Raw genomic sequence first — 19360 nt, forward strand, 5'->3', positions numbered from 1 at the left:
ACCACGTGCAGTGGCTCGACCATGCGCAGCTGCGCATTGCGCGCCCGAGACGTCCGCTCGTGCGAAACAGGTCGACATATGGACTGTCATATTGTTCTGCGGTGCAGAGGGATAGGCTGCAGGTAGCGAATGCGAAAGTCAGTGACGATGAGGAGTAACGATGACTATTGAGCATCAGCCCACGCAATTGGAACAAGCAGGTAGCCAGCCGCTTCCGGACGCCGACCGTATTGCTGGGCGCTTCCCGCTCGAAAAGAACACGTCGCCCGCTGATCAGGCAACTTACGACGGCATCATGAAGGACCTCACCTTCGGTCACCGCTTCACTGACCACATGGCACACATGGCGTGGACACCGCAGCAGGGATGGCATGACCGCGAAATCATTCCATTCCGGGATCTGACCGTGTCGCCGGCTGCTGCCGTGTTCCACTACAGCCAGTCCGTCTTCGAAGGACTCAAGGCGTACCGCCATGAGGACGGCTCCGTGTGGACATTCCGCCCCGGATACAACGCTGCGCGCATCAACCATTCCGCTCACCGTCTTGCACTTCCACAGATGGACCGCGAAGACTTCGTGGGCTCGCTCGTAGACTATGTTCGCGCCGACGAAAAATGGGTGCCTGACGTGGAAGGGTCCAGCCTGTATTTGAGACCCTTCATGTTCGCATCTGAGGCGTTCTTAGGCGTCCACTCGGCTTCGCGCATTGACTACTACGTGATTGGATCCCCCTCGGGCCCGTATTTCGTGGGCGGATTCCAACCAGTGTCGATTTGGGTCTCCCGAGGTTTCCACCGCGCAGGCCCGGGCGGAACAGGAAGCGCCAAGGCGGGCGGCAACTACGCTGCTTCACTGCTCCCGCAGCAACTCGCAGGAGAAAAGGGCTTTTCACAAGTCTGCTTCCTCGACAGCTACGAGGAACGCTACCTGGAAGAACTCGGCGGCATGAACATGTTCGTCGTGATGAGCGACGGACGAGTGTGCACACCTGAACTGACTGGCGTCATTCTGGAAGGCGGCACGCGCTCCGCGATCTGCCAGCTCCTGCGCTCACAGGGCGTGGATGTTGAAGAAAAGCCGATCGCCCTGGACGACCTGGTCAGCGGCATTCAGTCGGGCGCCGTCAGCGAGGTCTTCGCATGTGGAACTGCCGCTGTCGTCACACCCATCGGCCGCCTGGCCAATGATGATTTCGACGTGACGATCCCTGTTGGCCCGGTGACGGAAAAGATCTACCACCAGCTCACCGACATTCAGATGGGACGTGCAGACGACCCGTTCAACTGGACGTACAGGATCTGCTGAAACAGGTGTGATAGTCCATCGGCGGTGTTAATTTGCCGACCACGTAGGAACATCGTACTCTTACGTGGGTAAGCCGTTTTTATGTGAAACAGCGTCATATAAGCACGAGGTTTACCAACTGGCCAAACCGACTGCGACAGATGGAGTTTCAACAGTGAAAGCGGCTTCGTGGACACCAGCTGCATGCCTGAGCACACTCACGTGTGCCCTCGTCATGACGGTCACCGGGTGCGCCAACATTGCGACAGTACCCGAATCCGATGCCAGCGCATGCGACATGCCGCCAGCCTCCACCCAAGCCCGCGACTTTGACTTGTCGGAATCAGTTCAGGCCAATCTGCCCGACCCGCTACAGCTCAAGGGGCCAACAACCGCGTACACGCGAAGCGACCAGATCATCCCAATTTCCGACGATCCAACCAGCTCACAGACATTGCCTGCCACCGTGACCAGTGATGACGGTGCGCGCCAGACGGTTACGGACACCACGCGCATTCTTGCCCTGAACAATAACGGCGGACTCGCGTCCATCGTGTACGCGCTCGGATTTGGATGCCAGCTGGTCGGCAGGGACACGGCCACGGCGATCCCCGGCCTCGACAATCTGCCACAAGTCACGCGAAACGGGCACGAACTCAACGCCGAATCCATCCTGGCGCTGCACCCCTCGGTCATCATTACCGACGACAATATCGGACCGCGACAGGTCCACGAGCAGCTACGCGACACGGGCATCCCCGTCGTGTTCATACCTGACGTGCACGAGGGCGGCCTTGACGCTGTCGGTACTCAAATCAAAGCGGTGGCCGATGCTCTGGGTGTCCACGAGCTGGGTGCTCAGCTGGCTACGCGCACCGACCAGGAAATTGCGAACGCACGCCAAGCAGTTGCTTCCATTGCTCCTACTGATTCGTCGGCACGGCCACGCGCCGCATTCCTGTATATGCGCGGTCCCAAAATCTACGACTGGTTCGGCCAGAATTCAGGAGCCGACGCGCTGATTGAAGCATTGGGAGCGACCGACGTGGCAACGGAAGTGGGGTTCGAAGGATCCCAACCTACCAATGCTGAAGCGCTGGTGCAGGCGGCTCCAGACGTGATCGTGACGATGACACTGTCCATTGCGTCGGTTGGCGGGCTAGATGCGATGTTGGAATTGCCCGGCATTGCACAGACACCTGCCGGGCAGAATCGCCGCATCATCGACATGTCTGACTACGAGGTCATGACGTGGGGGCCGCGAACGGCTGATGTGATCGTGGCGTTAGGGCAGGCACTGTATGATCCGGAGCGCGCGTACCTTCCTGACCATAAGCCAGCCATTGTTCAAAAACGCCTCGATGAGATGGCGGCGCGCACAGGGCAACACGGCGGCGCTGGAACAGGGCGCGGTCACGGCGGACAAAGCGGTGCGCGTCAGTGACAACTGCCCGACCCCGCACCCTCATCGTCTTCACCGTGATGACCGCTCTACTGGTCATCACGGTGCTCGTGTCTGCGGCGCTCGGCCAACTCGTCATTCCCTTCGACCAAGTCCTCGGATCCGTTACTCATAAAATCGGCTTGCCGTGGTTTCCTGCACCCACCCACCCATTCGGTGATGAAGCCCTGTGGAACGTGCGCTTTCCTCGCATCGCGATGAGCATCCTGGTGGGAATCTCGCTGGCGGTCGCTGGCGCGTTGATGCAGGGCATATTTGGCAACCCGTTGGCCGAGCCTGGAACAGTGGGTGTCTCCTCTGGAGCAGCGGTTGGTGCCGCACTGTCGGTCATCGCCGGATGGACATTCCTGGGGCCTCTCACCACACCGACGCTGGCATTCGTCGGCGGGCTGATCACCACATTCATCGTCTATGTCATGTCTCGACACGAAGGACGCACCGAAGTCGTGACGTTGATTTTGATGGGCGTCGCCGTCAACGCGGTCGCCGGAGCGATCATCTCATTCATCGTTTTTCGCGCGCCCACATCCGCCCGTGAACAGATCGTGTTCTGGCAGATGGGGTCCATCGCCGGTGCGTGCTGGCAGCAAGTCACCCTCGTCGCACCCCTGTGCGTGATCGGCACGCTCATCGCATTCGCTTTGTCTCGTCAGCTCGACATTCTTTCACTGGGGGAGCGGGCGGCCCGGCATGTCGGTGTCAACGTCGAGCGTCTGCGCATGATCGCGATGACACTGGTAGCACTGCTGGTTTCGTGCGCCGTCGCATTCAACGGCATCATCGCCTTCGTCGGGCTGGTCGTGCCGCACTTCATCCGCATGCTTATCGGCCCCTCTCATGGGCTCCTGCTGCCCGCAAGCGCGCTGGGCGGCGCACTCCTGATGGTCAGCGCGGACTTTTGTGCCCGCACACTCATCGCCTACGCCGACCTGCCGATCGGCATGCTCACGTCACTGGTCGGAGGGCCCTTCTTTTTCTACCTGCTCAGGCGCTCACGTTCGCGATCAGGAGGCTGGGCATGAGAACCTGGCGATCCCTGCTTTCACGCGACTCTGACCTGCCCGATCAGCCAGATCCCCACACACCGCTCATCGACGCGCAGGACGTCACGGTGACAATCGATGAGCACACCATCCTCGATCACGTCAGTGTGCGCGTATTCCCCGGCGAGGTGGTCGCCCTCGTCGGTCCCAACGGAGCGGGAAAATCAACCCTGCTGTCTGTGCTGAGCGGAGATCGCGCTCCACAGTCAGGGACAATTCGCGTCGCGCAACGCCCCATCAGGGAATGGAACGCGGTGGAACTGGCACAGCGACGCTCAGTGCTCCTGCAACGTATCGACATCGCGTTCCCCTTTACTGTCGTGGACGTTGTGCGCATGGGGCGGGCATCGTGGGCCGGCACCTCCAAGGAAAACGAGGACGAGGCAACAGTTAGCGCGGTTCTGAGGAAAGTTGATATCGAGGCGCTGCGCGAGCGCACCTACCCTTCACTGTCAGGTGGTGAACGAGCCAGAGCAGCATTTGCCCGCATTATGGCGCAGGCCAGTCCTCTCATGCTGCTCGACGAGCCAACGGCGGCGATGGACATCCGACATCAGGAACTCGTCCTCAGGCTGGCACGCGACTATGCGCAGACGGGCTGCGGTGTTGTCATTGTGCTGCATGCATTGGATGCTGCAGCCGCATATGCGGACCGAGTGATCCTGCTGCACGACGGCACAGTGGACTGCTCAGGGCCGCCCGCTGACGTACTCACGTCTGAGCGTCTGACACGCGTGTACCAGCACCCCATCGACGTATTTGACCACCCTCACACGCACACTCCGGTGATCACGCCACGACGACACTATGCTGAATAAGGCATACCTCAGTTGTGAGGAGAGGTAGTAGAAGAGATGAACAGAAAACACGTAGTTATTGCGGTGTCGTGGATGTCGGCGCTTGCGCTCGCGGGCGTGTACATCTGCAGCGGGTACGTCATCGATGCTGTCATCGAGTCAAGGCCGCTGAGCTGGGGGCTGTGGGCCGTTGCGGCTATTTGCGCTGTCGTCACCGGCGTGAGCGCGTGGGCGGCATCGCGTCTTGCGGGGCACAGCGTCGGCGCTATTGAAAAGGAATACCGTCACCGCATCGTGGATCATGTCTTCGCGCGCGGTCCGGCTGAACGCTCACGCGAGCGCACAGGCCGAATCGTCAACTCAGCAACCGACGGCGTGGAACGCGTGGCTAACTATCGCGGCACGTTTATCGGTCCGATGATTGCTTCTCTTGCGACGCCGATTCTGATCGTCGTCGTCATCGCGATTGCCATCGACTGGGTGGCGGCGCTGATTTTGGCACTGGCCATCCCGATCGTGCCGCTTGCCATCGGCGCATTTCGAGCCGCATTCAAACCCGTCTCGTCTCGTTACCGTTCGGCAGCGCGTTCGCTCGCAGCAGCTGAACTCGATGCTATTCAAGGCCTGTCAGCGCTGACACTGATGAATGCCGGCGCGGCAATGGGCCGCCACCTGGCTGACCAATCAGAGAAAGTGCGCCGCAGGGTCATGCGATACCTGGCAGCAAATCAGCTGGTCCTGTTCGTAATGGACGCCGTCTTTTCGTTGGGGATCATCACGGGAGCAGCCTTGCTGGGAACGTGGCGGGCTGGCAGCGGAGCAATCAGCGTGGGCCAGGCTATAGCGCTGGTCCTGCTGTCCACCATCATGTTAGATCCGTTGGATCGGGTCGGTCAGTTCTTCTATGTCGGCATGGGCGGAATGGCCTCACAACGCGAGATCAAGCGCCTGACCAGTGAGCCTGTGGCGGTCAGCGACGCGGCAGATGCGATCGACCCGGATGCGCACGGCGTGGCGCAGCGAGGTGCGGGTGATGCGGTGCGGCGAGGTGCGGGTGACGTGACTCGCGGTTCGGATAGCGAAGAAATTTCCGGAAGCACGGGCGGCACGAGCGGCGCCACCATCGACATCGACCGCGTAAACTTCGCCTACCAGAAAGGTGTCAACGTCCTCACGGATGCTTCACTGCACATCGGAGCCGGTCAGCATGTCGTACTGACCGGGCCATCAGGAGCAGGAAAAACCACACTCGCCACCCTCATATGCGCCAACCGTCGGCCCGACAGCGGATCGATTCGCATCAACGGACACGACCTGACCGACGTGACACTGCAGTGGATTCGACGCCACATCACCACCGTCGAGCAGGAAACCTACCTGTTTACCGGCACGCTGCGCGACAACCTGCTGATCGCAAACCCACACGCCACCGACCAGGACCTCCGCCGCGCACTCGACGCGGCCCGCCTCACGCAGACACTGGAGCGCCTGCCCTACGGCCTGGACACGGAAGTGGGAGAGCGTGGCCTGGCCCTATCGGGTGGGGAAGCGCAACGCGTCGCGATTGCGCGCGCACTGCTCAAGGATGCTCCGATCCTGATCTTGGATGAGCCGACCGCTCACGTGGACCTGAACAGTGAGCACGAGATCCTGCAGGCGCTCGCCCACCTCACCCAGGGGCGCACAACGCTGACCATTTCGCACAGACGCAACACGATCGACCAGTCAGGACGACGCATCACGATGTGCGACGGACAGCTGACCGACGGGAAGGCGGCATCCCGATGAACGAATCACGCTGGAAGACCTCTGCCAGACTGATCAACGTGGCACGCCCTGTCATGGCACCGTTGGGCATCTCGATCACGGCGCGCGTGATCGGAATGGTGCTGCACGTGGCGCAGTACGCAACAGCAGGGTGGGTGATTGGCAAGATTGCCTCCGATATCTCCACGATGCCGCTGCTGACCGTGGCAGTGGTGCTCGTTGTCCTGTCGCTGAGCAAAGCGCTGATGCGCTACCTCGAGCAATTCAGCGGGCACTGGGTCGCATTCCGCTCCCTCGCATTGCTTCGAGGCTACTTTTACGATCGCCTCGAACCGCAAGCTCCTGCGCGCACCGAAAGCGAAGACTCAGGCGACCTTCTTTCACGAGTCACCAAGGACATTGACCGGATCGAAGTGTTCTTTGCGCACACCCTCGCTCCCGGCTTGAGCGCCATTATCTGCCCCGTGATCGTCCTGGCCTATCTGGGATGTGCGGTTTCATGGTGGGCAGTCTTGGCGCTCGCTCCGTTCCTGGTGGCCGTCAGCATAGTCGTCCCGCAGCTGGGGGTGCGTACCACCAGTGACGCTGCACGCACCATTCGAGCGACCCGAGGCGACCTGTCCCAGCACGTCACGGACACCGTCCAGGGCGTGCGCGAGATCCTGACCTTCGCGAACGAGGCCGAGCGGCACCGCACGATGCGACAGCTCGAAGATACGATCGATGAGGCTCAGCGGCGCACAACGTCGGTGGTGGCGCTGCGACGCGGGTTGAATCAGACTCTCGTCGCGCTCGCCTTGATCGTCCAACTGGCTGTCCTCGCGTCATTGGCGAGGGCGGGCGCAGTGAGCATGGCTCAGATGTGCATGGCGCTGGGCGTCACCTTGGCATCCTTTGCTCCGGCACTGGCAGTCGAAGACTTCATGGCTGATCTGGACCAGGCCTTCGCATCGGCGCGCCGCATCTTCGCTATCACCGAGCGTGCCCCGTTGGTGCGAGAACCTGACAGCAGCCAGGTGCGAGACGGTGACGTGAGCGGAAAAGACATGATCGCACTGGATGGTGTCTCATTTGCCTACCCGCCGCGCCCGAGCGCAGCAGGACCATCCCCGCAGGTTCTCCACAATGTCACGGTGTCGATTCCGGCCGGAAGAGTCACCGCAATCGTCGGGTCGAGCGGATCTGGGAAGTCAACGATCGCACGGCTCATTGACCGCATGTGGGACCCCGATCAGGGCGTAGTCAGCATTGGTGGGGCGGATGTGCGCACCGTGACGCGCCACCATCTACGTTCCATTGTCGTGTTCGCCCCGCAGACCCCGTATGTGTTCAATATGAGTGTGCGTGAGAACCTGCTGCTCGCCTGTCCCGATGCCAGTGATGAGGATCTGCAGCGTGTGTGCCGCCAGGTGGGCTTGGATCAGTGGCTGGCCAGCGAACCGGATGGTATGAACACCCGGATCGGAGAGATGGGCCAGCGCATTTCTGGTGGTCAGCGTCAACGCGTCGCCCTCGCCCGCGCACTTCTGGCTGGCGCACCGATTACTATCCTTGACGAGGCGACCTCACAACTCGACAGCGCTACCGAAGCCGTGGTGCTCGATGGCATTCGCGAAGCAACAGCTGGGCGCACACTGATCATCATTGCTCACCGGATCTCCACAATTCGCGGCGCCGACCGAATCATCGTGGTCGACGATGGGCATGTGGCGCAGATCGGCACATACGATGAGCTTGCAGTTCAGGACGGGCCATTTGCCCGCCTTCTGCAACGCGAACGCGAGGGCGAGTCGGCCACAGTGCGGGAAAGTGATTAAGATCGGTTAGAAGTACACGACTGAATCGTCGAGAGCGGGTCGTGCGGCATGCGCGACCAGGATTGTGGTGCGCACAGCGATGCGCACATGCGAGGAGCCACGTTTTATGGAGCGTCTTACAGGCTGGAAGAAAAACGACGCGTGGGGGTCAACCGACGCGATCCCGAATTTCCTGGGCTCGGAACGCTCTGAGTCGCCTGTGTCAGAAGTGTGGTTCGGTGATCATATCGACGGTCCGACGTCGCTGAATGAGAGCGACATAATCCTTCGCGACCTCATCGATCAGGATCCCACTGCCATGCTGGGCGACGGGTTGCTGTACTCATTCGGACCGCGTCTGCCTTTCCTGATGAAACTCATCGCGCCGGCAGAAGCCCTGTCACTGCAGGTGCACCCAACGAAGGAACTCGCACGCGAAGGGTATATTCGCGAAGATGTTCTAGGCATTGAGCGCACAGCCGCAGATCGCACCTACCGCGACATGAACCACAAGCCGGAAATGATTTATGCTCTCACCGACTTTGAGGCGCTTGTGGGCTTTCGAGTCCCACGTAAGGCGCGCCGGTTGCTGGATGGTCTGGAAGGCATGGTTGCCGATTCTCTGCGCAAGCGTCTCAGACTCGCTACCGTGCGATCTGGGCTCAAGATGCTGATCGGCTGGCTTTTTGATGAGGACTCTCCGGCGACGGCCGAGGGAGTGTCAGAATTTGCCGCATCATGCGCGCAGCGCCTGGAGCGCGGCACGTCTCCGTCCCGACGCACCGATGAGATGGTCACGCGGTTGGCCGCCAAGTACGTGGGTGACCCCGGTATCATCGTCGCATTCCTGATGAATCCAGTGTCGTTGCGTCCCGGTGAGGCCGTCTATATTCCACCTCGCCAGATCCACTCCTACCAGTCGGGATTGGGGATAGAGGTCATGGCGTCCTCTGACAATGTGGTGCGCGCGGGCCTGACCCGCAAGTATGTCGATAGCGCTCAACTGGTGGAAATTGCCGAGTTTTCTGCGTTGCCGCCCATTCGCGTTGCCGCCGAGCACCCCAGTGAAACGACCGACACATTCCTGGCACCGGCCCAGGAATTCTCCCTTTCTGTCACCACTCTTCCCGGCACAACGCCCGGCACGCGCGACGTTGCAGGCGAGCCCGTACAGGCCACTGCGCCAGGTCCAGTTCTGATCCCAGGGGAGGGACCGCGCATCTTGATGTGCTTGGACGGCAGCGTTGATGTCATGACCACTGCTCCGCGCGCCCACTCAGCTGCTCACGTGACCATGACGTGTGGTCAAAGCGTCTTCGTCGGTGCATGCGAGAAGGACATTTACGCCAGCGGACACGGCCAGCTCATCCAGTGCGCCACGCCGTAAACATCTTCCGAAGAAAGTAGAGGGGGAGACGGCCGCTCGATGTAGGCAACGTTAGTTGTCAATTTCGCATTTTGGTGAGTATTTCAGCTGCCGGGCACAGCCATATCTACAATTTTCTGCGCTCCAAGTAAACGGGTTTCTGAAGGCTCTTAATTGGAAGCGAAGCGAACAAAGCCAAAGTGTGGTGTATAAGTCGTAGATTTTGGTCGCCAGTAAATCGGAAAATCAAGAGCGGGAGGTTTTGTTGTTGCGCTAGGGGTAGCTGTAGCACAGGAATTCGAATAATTGTCGTTTACTTACTTTCGTGGTGTTTATTAGCTATTAGATGTAGTGAAGAACAGAATGAGCAACGACCTCCTCGTTATACTGGTGACATGGATCAGAAAGGTCGGCGCCGCCCCGTTTTGGCAGATGTCGCGCGCCGAGCTGGTGTTTCGCAGTCCACTGCGTCACGCGCGCTGAGCGCTAAGGCTTCATTAATCTCGACAGCCACGCAGCAGCGAGTGAAAAAAGCTGCGAAAGAGCTTGGATACCAGACGAATCCGATTGCTAGATCGTTACGCCTATCAAAGACTTCGGTGATTGGAATGATTGTTCCATCCATCTCAAATCCATTTTTCACAAGGTTAGTTGAGGAAGTTGAACACGTCTTATACGAGAATAACTACTACCTATATCTGTCGGATTCCCGTCGAAACTTGGATACAGAGGCGCGCCTATTAAGAGCTTTTGAGTCTGGATCAGTTGACGGTGTACTGATCGTTCCTTGTCATGAAGTAAAGTCTGCTCCATCAATTGCTGATTTCACATCCGGTATCCCTCTGATTCAGCTAGATCGTCCCACGACATGCACGAAGTTTTCGGGTGTTGGTATTGATGAACGCCAATCTATGTTCTCTGTCATCAAGCACCTCAAAGACTCAGGTGCTAAGACGATCGGCGTTGTCACCAGCAAGGAAACTGAGCTTACATCAATGCTGAGGCTGAAAGAGACTGAAGAAGCCTGTCGCTTTTATGACGTTTGTCTGCCTAGGAAACTTATTGTTGAGGGAGAACATTCAATTAGTGGCGGAGCGGAAGCTGTTGAGACTTTGCTTGCATCGAATTTGTTTCCAGATGCGTTGGTTTGTTTCAGCGATCTGCTGTCAGTAGGCGCGATAAAACAATTGAAGGATCAGGGAATTGGCGTTCCCGAGGACGTCCTTGTCACTGGTTTTGATGATACGCCTTTTGCTGAGTTATTTAGACCGTCCTTAACAACGGTTCGCCAGCCTGTTGAGCAGATGGCGCGCACGGTCGTATCGATGCTCCTGGAAGCTTCTAGCAGTGTGAGTCACTATCGATTGCCTGGACGGCTGATAAGACGTGAATCAACGCTGCTAGAAGCTTCGTATCAGGATTGATGCCAAGAAAATGTGAGCTAGTAGGCTAGACCTATCGGCTGGTCTCCCAACGTAGCTTCCATCGGATCGACAACTTCGAAGTTGTTCGCTTTATAGGCTTCATAGTCGAAGTTCTCGCACTCGAGATACCCTATGTGGTGATATTCGTAAAATCCAGGCCAGTTTTCGTAGCCGGATCCCAGCTCAGCTTCAAGGAAGGCGTCGGCCATCGCCATACCCAGTGGGGCACCGATGTAAAAAGCGCCCATTGCAAGCAAGTTTGCATTGTTAGCTGCAGCCGCTCTCAAGGCAGCTGGAACGCTTTCGGCAACCGCGGCGTGGACATGCGGTACTTTTGATGCTGCGATATGGATGCCCATCCCCGTTCCGCAAAAGGCTAGGGCTTTGGCAAAGTTTCCTTCGGCCAGTTCTGCACCAAGGCGGAACCCTACTCTGTGATACATAGGAAGATTTTCGTCACTAGGAGTGATGTCGACGACTTCCCAGCCGCGCTCGCGCAAGTGATCTGCAACAGCGCTTTTGAGCGGGAATCCTGCGAAATCGGCTCCGACTACGACTTGTTTTTCAGCGGACATGGTCTATTCTTCTTTCTTCATTGGTTTACGTATCTTGCGAAGCTTTGTACTGTTCAGAGAAATGACGGCAAGCAAAACAGCTCCCCAGATGAGCGGTCTGTAGAAGTTGGAAATACCTGAGAACATGTTCAGACCTGATGAGAGCATCTGCAGGATGCCGATCGCAACAATTACGCCTAGTAAACGGCCTTTCCCGCCATTCGGATCGACACCCCCCAGCACGACTATGAGCACGGTCAATAGTGTGTAGGTGGCTCCATAGTCAGCCTTGGCTGAGTTGTAATTGGCCAGCATCACGATGCCGGCGACTGCTGCCATCAGTCCCGATATGACATAGGTTCTCAGAAGCAGACTCTTCACCTCTAGCGCCGAGAATACGGCAGCAGTCTCATTTGTCCCGATCATTAGTATTTTCTTGCCGAATCCGGTTAATCCCAACAAAAAGCCCATAATGAGTGCACATACCACGAATATCAACAAGGAAACAGGAATAACACCGAATAACTTGAAAGAAAAGACTTGGCCAAACGCCTTAGGCAGCCCGGAGATTGGCTTTCCTGCGGTGAGGATGATCCCGATGCCGCTGAACAGTTCCAAGGTCCCAAGAGTTGCAAGAATTGCAGGAATTCTTACGTAAGCGACGAGAATGCCGTTTAGAAGTCCACACAGCGTTCCAATTACAAGTGCACAACCAAATGCTAGGAGAATCGATAGTGTGGCGCTGCCGCCAGAATCCGAAGTTGGCATGACCGAACGCAGGATCAAAGCGGTGCTGATCGCTGTCACGTTGGCGATTCCAACAACAGACAAATCGATTCCTGCTGTCAACATTGTAGCTAGTACGCCCAGAGCCATTAGACCATATTCAGGAAATTGGACTGCCATGGATGTCCACGTGCGAAGGCTCAGAAACGAGTCGGTTCTAATAATCGCGAAGAAAAGACTCACGGCGAGGAAGACTACAAAAAGCCGGGCGATGTACGGATCCTTCTTGAAGAAGTCCTGAACCTTGGTGAGTATGCTTGGAGACTTCATTTCAACCTGCTTCAACATCTCACTCTCCCTCCACTATGCTTGCTTTCCGACGATGTTCTCTCATCACCTGGACAGCGGAAACACCGGTACCAATTACGATGAGCAGTCCAAGAGCAAAGCGCTGCCAGAAGGTAGGAATACCGGTAAGAATCATTGAGTTTTGTACGACAACGATGAGAGACGTTCCCAGAACAACCCCCGTCAGTGAACCCGTGCCGCCGGTAATTGACGTGCCGCCCAACACGACCGCAGCAATAACCATCATTTCCATTCCAAGCAAGTTCGTTGGATGCATCTGGCCCATACCGCACGTACGAGCCATACCAGCCAATGCCGCAATCACGCCGACCAATATGTATAAGACAAACTTGACGCGCCGGACAGTGACACCTGCTCGCACGGCAGCGGCCTCATCTCCTCCGATAGCGTAGAGAGAGCGGCCAAATGTTGTGTATCGGGTAATCACAAATGCTACAAAAAGCACAGCAATTAAAATCAAGATGCTCTTAGGCATTGCGGAAGTAAGACCGCTACTCTTATTTTCCACAATAAATAGTGGTTCACTTCCAAATTCCTTCATTGATGACGGAATATTAGGAATTTGCACAGAATTGAGAGCGCCCTGCATGAAGCCCGAAAAGACGTTTGCCGTTCCTAAGGTGACAATAAGCACTGGAACAGTCAATCGTGAGCAAAACACTCCGTTGAAAGCTCCGAGTAGAGCCCCAAAGACAATGGCAAGTAGAAAAGGAATTGCAATGCCGCCATTGAATGAGTGATCCACCAGAAGGCGAGTGCTTGCGTATACTGCAAGAGACGCTAAAGCCGGAAAAGAAACGTCAATGCCACCTGAGATGAGCACTAGGTGTGCACCGACTCCAAAAAGGCAAGGAACGATTGCGGCATTAATGAGGTCTACGATGTTATTTAGCGTGAAGAACTGACCACTTCGAGCCTGAATAATCACCGCAATCACGCATAATACTAGAAAAACATAAAACTCGTTAGAGCGTTTAAGTTTGTTGAATAGTTTCGTTGTCATGATTCGATCTCCGAAATCTCGTCAGAAATCATAGAATTTAATTCGATCTGAGTTGTGGAATGTGTGTCACAGGACGCGACGATACGCCCCTTTTTCATGACAAGAATTCTGTTACATGTTTCCAAGAGCTCTGGCAAATCGTCAGAAATCATCAGAATTGAAATTCCAGAATCTGCTAAACGCTTGATGAAGGCGTGGATGGTGTACTTCGATCCAATGTCGACGCCCACGGTGGGTCCGTTTAAAATTAGAATCTCAGGGTGGATAGCGAGCCACTTGGCTAGCACTACTTTTTGTTGGTTTCCGCCTGAAAGAGTATTAACTGCGAAGCTCGGGTCAGGGGTCGCAATAGAAAGTTCCTTAACCCACTCTTTTTCTTCTCGTGCCATTTTTGTCTTGTTAAGGAAACCGAAGTGAGTCGAGAACTTCTCAAGGACGCTGACAACGATGTTCTCTCCAATTGAACGTGTGAGAAAGAGCCCTTCAGAAAGTCGGTCTTCTGGAACGTATGCAATTCCGGCTTCGACTGCGTCGCTTACCGACTTGATTTTCAGGTTCTTCCCTGATACTTCAAGAGATCCACCTGTTACTGGGTCGAGACCAAACAATGCTCTTGCAAGCTCGGTTCGACCTGATCCAAGTAAGCCCGCTACGCCGAGAATCTCTCCCTGGTGTAGGTCAAAAGATATGTCGCGAAAGCTGCCTTGACTAGATAAATTGGATACTTTGAGTGAAATCTTTTCGCTGACGTTGTCCGAGTGAAACTTCTGTTCATCAAAGTCACGGCCAGTCATGTACTTTGAAAAAGACCGTCTGTCAAGTTCTTTGCTTTGGCAGGTGATTATTTTCTCACCGCTTCGAAGAATCGTGAACTTCTCTGCGATTTCGAAAACCTCTTCTAGCTTGTGGGAGACAAACAGAATCGCTATTCCCCGGTGCTTCAAATCGAGAATAAGCTTGAATAGTGTCTTGACTTCGTTTCGTGTGAGCGCAGTAGTAGCCTCATCCATGATGATGAGCTTGGCGTCAGACACAAGAGCTCTGGCGATCGCTATCAGTTGTTTGTCTGCTACTGATAGTTCTGATACTCGAGCGTCTATGTCGAGTGTAATTCCAATTCTCTCGAGAGCTTCTCTTGCAACCTGGCGGATCTCACGAGGTTTCACGATTTTCTTACCAGATGCAATTTGAGCGTTTAGGGCTAAATTTTCAGCAACTGTTAAGTTTGGAAATATCGAGAAGTCTTGGTAAATGACTTGTATTCCGTGCGCGATTGCTTCGCGCGGAGAAATCTTACGGACTTTTTCGGTGCCAAATTCGATAGTACCACTGTCGGGGGAGTGAACGCCTGAAATGACTTTGATCAGAGTTGACTTTCCTGAACCATTTTCTCCGGCAAGGCAGTGTATTTCACCAGGGTATATAGAAAAGTCGATATTTTTAAGGGCCTGTACGCCCTCAAAGGATTTGCATAATTTGTGTAGTGCAACTATTGGATATTCATCCATTACTTGCCCCCTAGATGTAGTGTGAACAACACTTTTTCGCGTCTTATAGGACTGCTAGTCAGATTGGGTTCCGGACAGGGCGGAATCGGCTGAATAAGAAGCAGTCGATTCCGCCTGCCACGATTTGCTCGTTGAGTTCGCGGATTAGAAGCCGAAGTCGTCGACGTTATCTTTCGTGATGGTCACCCAAGACTTTCCTTGGAGAACTTTGTCTGACCCCGCTGCGAAGTGCATTTCTTCGTAGCCGGGTACCCCAAGATCGACGCCGTCCTTGATTTCTTCTCCGTTCAGAATCTTGGTGGCAAGGGAGGCCATTGCGTATCCAGCATCTGCGGGATCCCAAAGTGTCAAAGCTGAGACAAGATCTCTGTCAAGGATGTCTTTGTTTGTGGCGGGCATTCCAGTACCAGAGGTAAATACCTTGCCTTTTAGTCCAAGCTCATCAATCGCGCGCGCAACTCCGGGTGCGTCGAAAGAGGATGTTCCCATAATGCCTTTGAGGTCTGGGTATTTCTTCAGTAGCTCTTTTGCCGCCTGATATGCTCCTTCTGCATTGTCGGTTGATTCGACTCGTGGCTCGGCTTCAAGCAATTTCATCTTTGGGTAGGCTTCTTGGGCATGCTTGACTCCGCCATCCGCCCATTCGTTGTGAGATGCGTTTGTCACATGGCCAACCATGGTGGTGTACAATCCTTCTTCGCCCATTGCCTTGGCCAAGTTATCCATAATGAATGCGCCATATGCGTCGTTGTCGAATGCCTCGATGTCGTACATTGTGTTTTCTTGTGATGCGCCCTCGTGGGTCACAACGACAATTCCTGCATCCATTGCTTCCTTGAGAACCGGCTCGATTGCGCCTGGGTCGACGGGAACCACACCAATTGCGTCTACACCTTGAGCGATAAGGTCTTGAATAACCTGAGCCTGCATGGTCGCATCAGTTTCTGCAGGGCCTTTCTGATAGACATTGAGTCCTGTATCTTCGGCATACTTCTTGACGCCTTGTTCCATTCGCACAAACCACGGATTCGTTGCGTCCTTGGGGACGATTGCAATGGAGTAGTCCTTGTCGGACTTTGTTGCATTGTCTGAACCGCTCGAAGCTGAGGACTCAGCCTGGTTGGCTGTTCCTCCGCCGCTGCATGCGGTTACGAGGAAACTCATACTCGCAATGGCAACGATTGCATTAATCCACCGCGTAGACCTTCTCATGATCAACCTCAATCTACTTCGTCGTAATGAATATTTGAAAGGGTGAGGCTTGCGTTGAAAATCTCGGCGGCCACTCCCTTATGGCCTCGTGTAATGACTTCTTGCGCAAGCATGACTGATTGTACTCGCTTGCGGCGAGAGTGAGATCTGTTCCACTAAAGATGGGGTGATCGTAATAGTCTCGCAATTATTCGGATGGACAATTAAAGCCGCTTGCGGATCGCGCGTTTAGCTCAAGATGTGCAAGAGGATGTTAGCGTGGAATTTCGGTTTGTTTGCTGGCTATCTCTGTTTTTCACTGATTCCCAACAGTGATCTGAAATAAGCGGCCGCAAATGTCGAAGACGATTTAGCGTCTGGCTGTTAGTAGCCAACATGGAGTTGGGTGAGTGGGTAATGAATTTTACTGAGTATGAGAGCGATGAGCAGTACTTGGGAGACTGGCCCGCTTGGAGTACTTCAGCCGGTACACCACGTTCATCAAGAGGGAATCAAACGTTGACAACCCCGCCTCGCCAGTGATCTCAGCGATTCGAGCAGCACGCGCATTCTTTTCCAACACGTATTCGATGGCGGCAGCGTCGCCCTCGTCAATTCCCAGACACAATGCGGCACGCGACAAGAGGACGACATTCGAGCCGAGCCTGTTGTCAGCGCGCAGGCCGACGATCTGGGCAAAATCGTCCAGCTGCGGTGTCAACGTACGTCCGAAGAACGTGCTGACCTGCGAATCCGTGCACACGCGGATCGCGGTCACATCCTCACGTTTCGCATAGCACTGTTCATGCAGCCTGACAGTCAGAGTTGACGGGGAGCAGGGCACGAACTGGCCCTCAAGATCGCGCGTGAAATACTCGATCTGCCCTGCCGAATCCGGTGGGGTGCAGGTACGGCGCGACATGACCACGCCGTCAGCATCGGGCGCGAGCTCCGCTTCGGTCAGAGATTGGGGCACGAGGCCCTCGTAAATCTCACGACACACCTGCTCCAGGCGGGTCGCGCGGGCCAGAGCGTCGGACTTACTGGTGCCGCACACCAGCGCGCCGTGAGCACGCATCAACACGACATTCACATCGGGGTGATCAAACAGAACCTGTTCAACACCGTGGTGGAGTGTGTGCGTACCCGGCAGGCCGTAGCTGGCGATCGGCAGGATACCCTGACCCAGCAGACGAGCATGCTCATCGGACAACTTGAAGCTCTCGGGGCTGACGGACAAGGACGACGCGTAGGGCTGATGCGTGTGAATCACCATCGCAGCATCCGCTCGCAGTCGGTAGCACAAGGCGTGCATCGGGTATTCCGAGGACGGCTTGAACGGGCCGCTAGCCTGACCGTCGTCATCCACTTCGCTCAGGTCCTCGGGCTGCATGGTGGAATATGAACGGCCCGAGGGCGTGATGACGAACGCATTACCGCGAACGCGAGCACTGACATTGCCCCAGGTGCGCACTACCAGGCCATGATCGAGCAGGTCGTGAGACAAAGCAATGACGTCCTCGCGTGGACTCGCGGTCAGGGGAACCTGCTCGGGCACCACGTGGCCCGGTCCGAAATCCGGCGCGCTCATAGCTTCGTGACCTGGTCAAAGACACGGTCGAAACGGGTGAGCGCGTCGTCGATCATCTCATCGGAGTACGCAGCCGAGGTGTACAGGCGCGAGCCGGCTAACGTGACGATGCCTTCAGCCATGTAGGCGGCGCCCATATGCTCCATCTCCTTCTTCCGAGCCGATGTCTCCTTCAGGACGTGAGGGATCGTCCACGGTTTCGTCCAGTTGATCGAGAAGTGCATCGTCCCCACTGTCTCCAGGTGACAGATCGACCCCTGGTTGAAGGCGACGAACGGCAGACGATGTTTTTTGATGAGGGCACGCAGACCATCGGTCAAGCGGTTGCCAGCCCGCGTCGCCTTCTCGCAGGCACCAGTTTCAGCGATCTCCTTGACGGTGTAGTAGCCGGCCAGGGCGCTCAGCGGTGTGGCCGCGAGAGTACCGCCAACGAGCGCCTTCTTGACCTTGTCGCCACTTTGGATACCAGCCGACAGGTAGCGCATGTACTTGGTGGGACCACCGACACCGCCGGCTCCGGGGTAGCCGCCTGCGACGACCTTGCCAAACACAGTCAGATCCGGGCGGATCCCCATCAGACCTTGCGCGCCGTGTTCGGACAGGCGGAAGGCGGTGACAACCTCGTCAAAAATCAACAGTGCGCCGAACTTGGTTGCCAGGCGGCGCAGGCCGTGCAGGAAGTCCATCGACACGGGGCGCGTACCGCTTTCAGGGCCGACCGGCTCAACGAAAATGGCAGCGGTTCCGCCGCGCAGCTTGTTGGCCATCAGGGTGCGCTCGACATCCTTGAGATCACCGGGAAAATATTCCTGCGTGTACTTCATCGAAGCCAGCGGGATGCCTTTGGCCTGTGTCCACTTCGAGCCAGGCACGCGAATACCGTATGCCAGTTGATCGCTCCAACCGTGGTAGCCGCCACCCATCTTCATGATGAATTTGTTCTTCGTAGCCAGGCGTGCGATACGTGACGCAGCCGCACATGCCTCGGATCCGGAGTTGAACATGCGGAACATATCGACGCTGTCGAACAACTCGGAAATCAGTTTAGCCAGCCGGTATTCGTATTCATGGAACAGGCCGGTGGATGGGCCGCACGTGTTGAGCAGGTCAATGACTTTTTCACGCACGGACTCTGGATTCGACCCCAGCACCGTTGGTCCGCCTGCCTGCAGGAAGTCGTAATACGTGTTGCCGTCCAGGTCAGTCAGTGTTGCGTCCTTTGCGCTCGTGAACACCAGCGGGAACGGATAGTTGAACGCCAGATTGTGCTGAACGCCGCCGGGGATGTACTGCTGGGCTTCCCCGATCATCTCCTTGGATTTCTGGCACTTCGCATCAAAGTAATCGCGCTCGTAAGCGGCCAGTGCCGACGGTTTAATGGAATAGATAGGTTGTGCGATCAATGAGTCGAGCTCATGTATCACCTGGTCAATTCCAGGTCGATTCATATCCACAGCGGCCTCCTCGCCGGTTTCTAC

Annotated in this window: 15 protein-coding genes; 8 read left to right on the forward strand and 7 right to left on the reverse strand. The window is 56.0% G+C overall.

Annotated elements, in window-relative coordinates; all coding sequences use genetic code 11:
* The first annotated feature begins 160 nt into the window (after nt 1-160).
* The 8 genes from AC1DA5_RS00085 (at nt 161) to AC1DA5_RS00120 (ending at nt 10940) form a co-directional block, all read left to right on the forward strand.
* Nucleotides 161-1306, forward strand: a complete 1146-nt coding sequence (locus AC1DA5_RS00085; RefSeq protein WP_058236258.1) for a branched-chain amino acid aminotransferase — start codon at nt 161-163, stop codon at nt 1304-1306.
* A gap of 64 nt (nt 1307-1370) precedes the next feature.
* Nucleotides 1371-2729, forward strand: a complete 1359-nt coding sequence (locus tag AC1DA5_RS00090) for a heme/hemin ABC transporter substrate-binding protein (RefSeq protein WP_480289013.1) — start codon at nt 1371-1373, stop codon at nt 2727-2729.
* The gene (locus tag AC1DA5_RS00095; protein ID WP_227469049.1) at nt 2726-3769 is read left to right on the forward strand and encodes a FecCD family ABC transporter permease; all 1044 of its coding nucleotides are present in this window, start codon (nt 2726-2728) and stop codon (nt 3767-3769) included. Before AC1DA5_RS00090 ends, AC1DA5_RS00095 begins: the two co-directional genes overlap by 4 nt.
* Nucleotides 3766-4608, forward strand: a complete 843-nt coding sequence (locus tag AC1DA5_RS00100; RefSeq protein ID WP_480289014.1) for a heme ABC transporter ATP-binding protein — start codon at nt 3766-3768, stop codon at nt 4606-4608. The genes AC1DA5_RS00095 and AC1DA5_RS00100 overlap by 4 nt, the downstream gene beginning before the upstream one ends.
* A gap of 36 nt (nt 4609-4644) precedes the next feature.
* Nucleotides 4645-6375 (forward strand): ABC transporter ATP-binding protein/permease, encoded by a 1731-nt coding sequence (locus tag AC1DA5_RS00105; protein WP_480289015.1) that lies wholly within the window; start codon nt 4645-4647, stop codon nt 6373-6375.
* On the forward strand, nt 6372-8171 hold the full coding sequence (gene cydC / locus AC1DA5_RS00110) for a thiol reductant ABC exporter subunit CydC (RefSeq protein WP_058236261.1): 1800 nt from the start codon (nt 6372-6374) through the stop codon (nt 8169-8171). Before AC1DA5_RS00105 ends, cydC begins: the two co-directional genes overlap by 4 nt.
* A 106-nt stretch (nt 8172-8277) precedes the next feature.
* Complete coding sequence (manA, locus tag AC1DA5_RS00115; protein WP_092648339.1) at nt 8278-9537, forward strand: mannose-6-phosphate isomerase, class I; 1260 nt, start codon at nt 8278-8280, stop codon at nt 9535-9537.
* 374 nt (nt 9538-9911) lie between these two features.
* Entirely contained in the window at nt 9912-10940 is a 1029-nt protein-coding gene (locus tag AC1DA5_RS00120; RefSeq protein WP_480289016.1) for a LacI family DNA-binding transcriptional regulator, read from the forward strand.
* Nucleotides 10941-10957: 17 nt separating this feature from the next.
* On the opposite strand, the gene AC1DA5_RS00125 is transcribed toward AC1DA5_RS00120, so the two are convergent.
* The 7 genes from AC1DA5_RS00125 to AC1DA5_RS00155 form a co-directional block, all read right to left on the reverse strand.
* Nucleotides 10958-11515: an RpiB/LacA/LacB family sugar-phosphate isomerase gene (locus AC1DA5_RS00125; protein WP_092648341.1), complete on the reverse strand. Its 558-nt coding sequence runs from the start codon at nt 11513-11515 to the stop codon at nt 10958-10960.
* Between the two features lie 3 nt (nt 11516-11518).
* A complete protein-coding gene (locus AC1DA5_RS00130) occupies nt 11519-12568 on the reverse strand; it encodes an ABC transporter permease (protein WP_371935797.1) in 1050 nt (349 codons plus the stop codon).
* A 1-nt stretch (nt 12569) separates the two neighbouring features.
* Entirely contained in the window at nt 12570-13592 is a 1023-nt protein-coding gene (locus tag AC1DA5_RS00135) for an ABC transporter permease (RefSeq protein WP_058236265.1), read from the reverse strand.
* On the reverse strand, nt 13589-15100 hold the full coding sequence (locus AC1DA5_RS00140) for a sugar ABC transporter ATP-binding protein (RefSeq protein ID WP_480289017.1): 1512 nt from the start codon (nt 15098-15100) through the stop codon (nt 13589-13591). Before AC1DA5_RS00140 ends, AC1DA5_RS00135 begins: the two co-directional genes overlap by 4 nt.
* Before the next feature lie 144 nt (nt 15101-15244).
* Nucleotides 15245-16312: an autoinducer 2 ABC transporter substrate-binding protein gene (locus tag AC1DA5_RS00145; RefSeq protein WP_070725038.1), complete on the reverse strand. Its 1068-nt coding sequence runs from the start codon at nt 16310-16312 to the stop codon at nt 15245-15247.
* A 403-nt stretch (nt 16313-16715) separates the two neighbouring features.
* The gene (locus AC1DA5_RS00150) at nt 16716-17882 is read right to left on the reverse strand and encodes a class II aldolase/adducin family protein (protein WP_480289018.1); all 1167 of its coding nucleotides are present in this window, start codon (nt 17880-17882) and stop codon (nt 16716-16718) included.
* Nucleotides 17879-19330 carry an aspartate aminotransferase family protein gene (locus AC1DA5_RS00155; RefSeq protein WP_070725118.1) on the reverse strand — a complete coding sequence of 484 codons (1452 nt, stop codon included), beginning with the start codon at nt 19328-19330 and terminating at the stop codon, nt 17879-17881. Before AC1DA5_RS00155 ends, AC1DA5_RS00150 begins: the two co-directional genes overlap by 4 nt.
* Between the last annotated feature and the right edge of the window lie 30 nt (nt 19331-19360).

This window comes from Pauljensenia sp. C0254C2 (genome assembly GCF_056583835.1).

What these genes read in the sequence shown, in the direction of transcription:
- AC1DA5_RS00085 (WP_058236258.1), top strand. Translation starts at nt 161, where the DNA reads ATGACTATTGAGCATCAGCCCACGCAATTGGAACAAGCAGGTAGCCAG.
- AC1DA5_RS00100 (WP_480289014.1), top strand. Translation starts at nt 3,766, where the DNA reads ATGAGAACCTGGCGATCCCTGCTTTCACGCGACTCTGACCTGCCCGAT.
- AC1DA5_RS00105 (WP_480289015.1), top strand. Translation starts at nt 4,645, where the DNA reads ATGAACAGAAAACACGTAGTTATTGCGGTGTCGTGGATGTCGGCGCTT.
- cydC (WP_058236261.1), top strand. Translation starts at nt 6,372, where the DNA reads ATGAACGAATCACGCTGGAAGACCTCTGCCAGACTGATCAACGTGGCA.
- manA (WP_092648339.1), top strand. Translation starts at nt 8,278, where the DNA reads ATGGAGCGTCTTACAGGCTGGAAGAAAAACGACGCGTGGGGGTCAACC.
- AC1DA5_RS00120 (WP_480289016.1), top strand. Translation starts at nt 9,912, where the DNA reads ATGGATCAGAAAGGTCGGCGCCGCCCCGTTTTGGCAGATGTCGCGCGC.
- AC1DA5_RS00125 (WP_092648341.1), bottom strand. Translation starts at nt 11,515, where the DNA reads ATGTCCGCTGAAAAACAAGTCGTAGTCGGAGCCGATTTCGCAGGATTC.
- AC1DA5_RS00130 (WP_371935797.1), bottom strand. Translation starts at nt 12,568, where the DNA reads ATGTTGAAGCAGGTTGAAATGAAGTCTCCAAGCATACTCACCAAGGTT.
- AC1DA5_RS00135 (WP_058236265.1), bottom strand. Translation starts at nt 13,592, where the DNA reads ATGACAACGAAACTATTCAACAAACTTAAACGCTCTAACGAGTTTTAT.
- AC1DA5_RS00140 (WP_480289017.1), bottom strand. Translation starts at nt 15,100, where the DNA reads ATGGATGAATATCCAATAGTTGCACTACACAAATTATGCAAATCCTTT.
- AC1DA5_RS00145 (WP_070725038.1), bottom strand. Translation starts at nt 16,312, where the DNA reads ATGAGAAGGTCTACGCGGTGGATTAATGCAATCGTTGCCATTGCGAGT.
- AC1DA5_RS00150 (WP_480289018.1), bottom strand. Translation starts at nt 17,882, where the DNA reads ATGAGCGCGCCGGATTTCGGACCGGGCCACGTGGTGCCCGAGCAGGTT.
- AC1DA5_RS00155 (WP_070725118.1), bottom strand. Translation starts at nt 19,330, where the DNA reads ATGAATCGACCTGGAATTGACCAGGTGATACATGAGCTCGACTCATTG.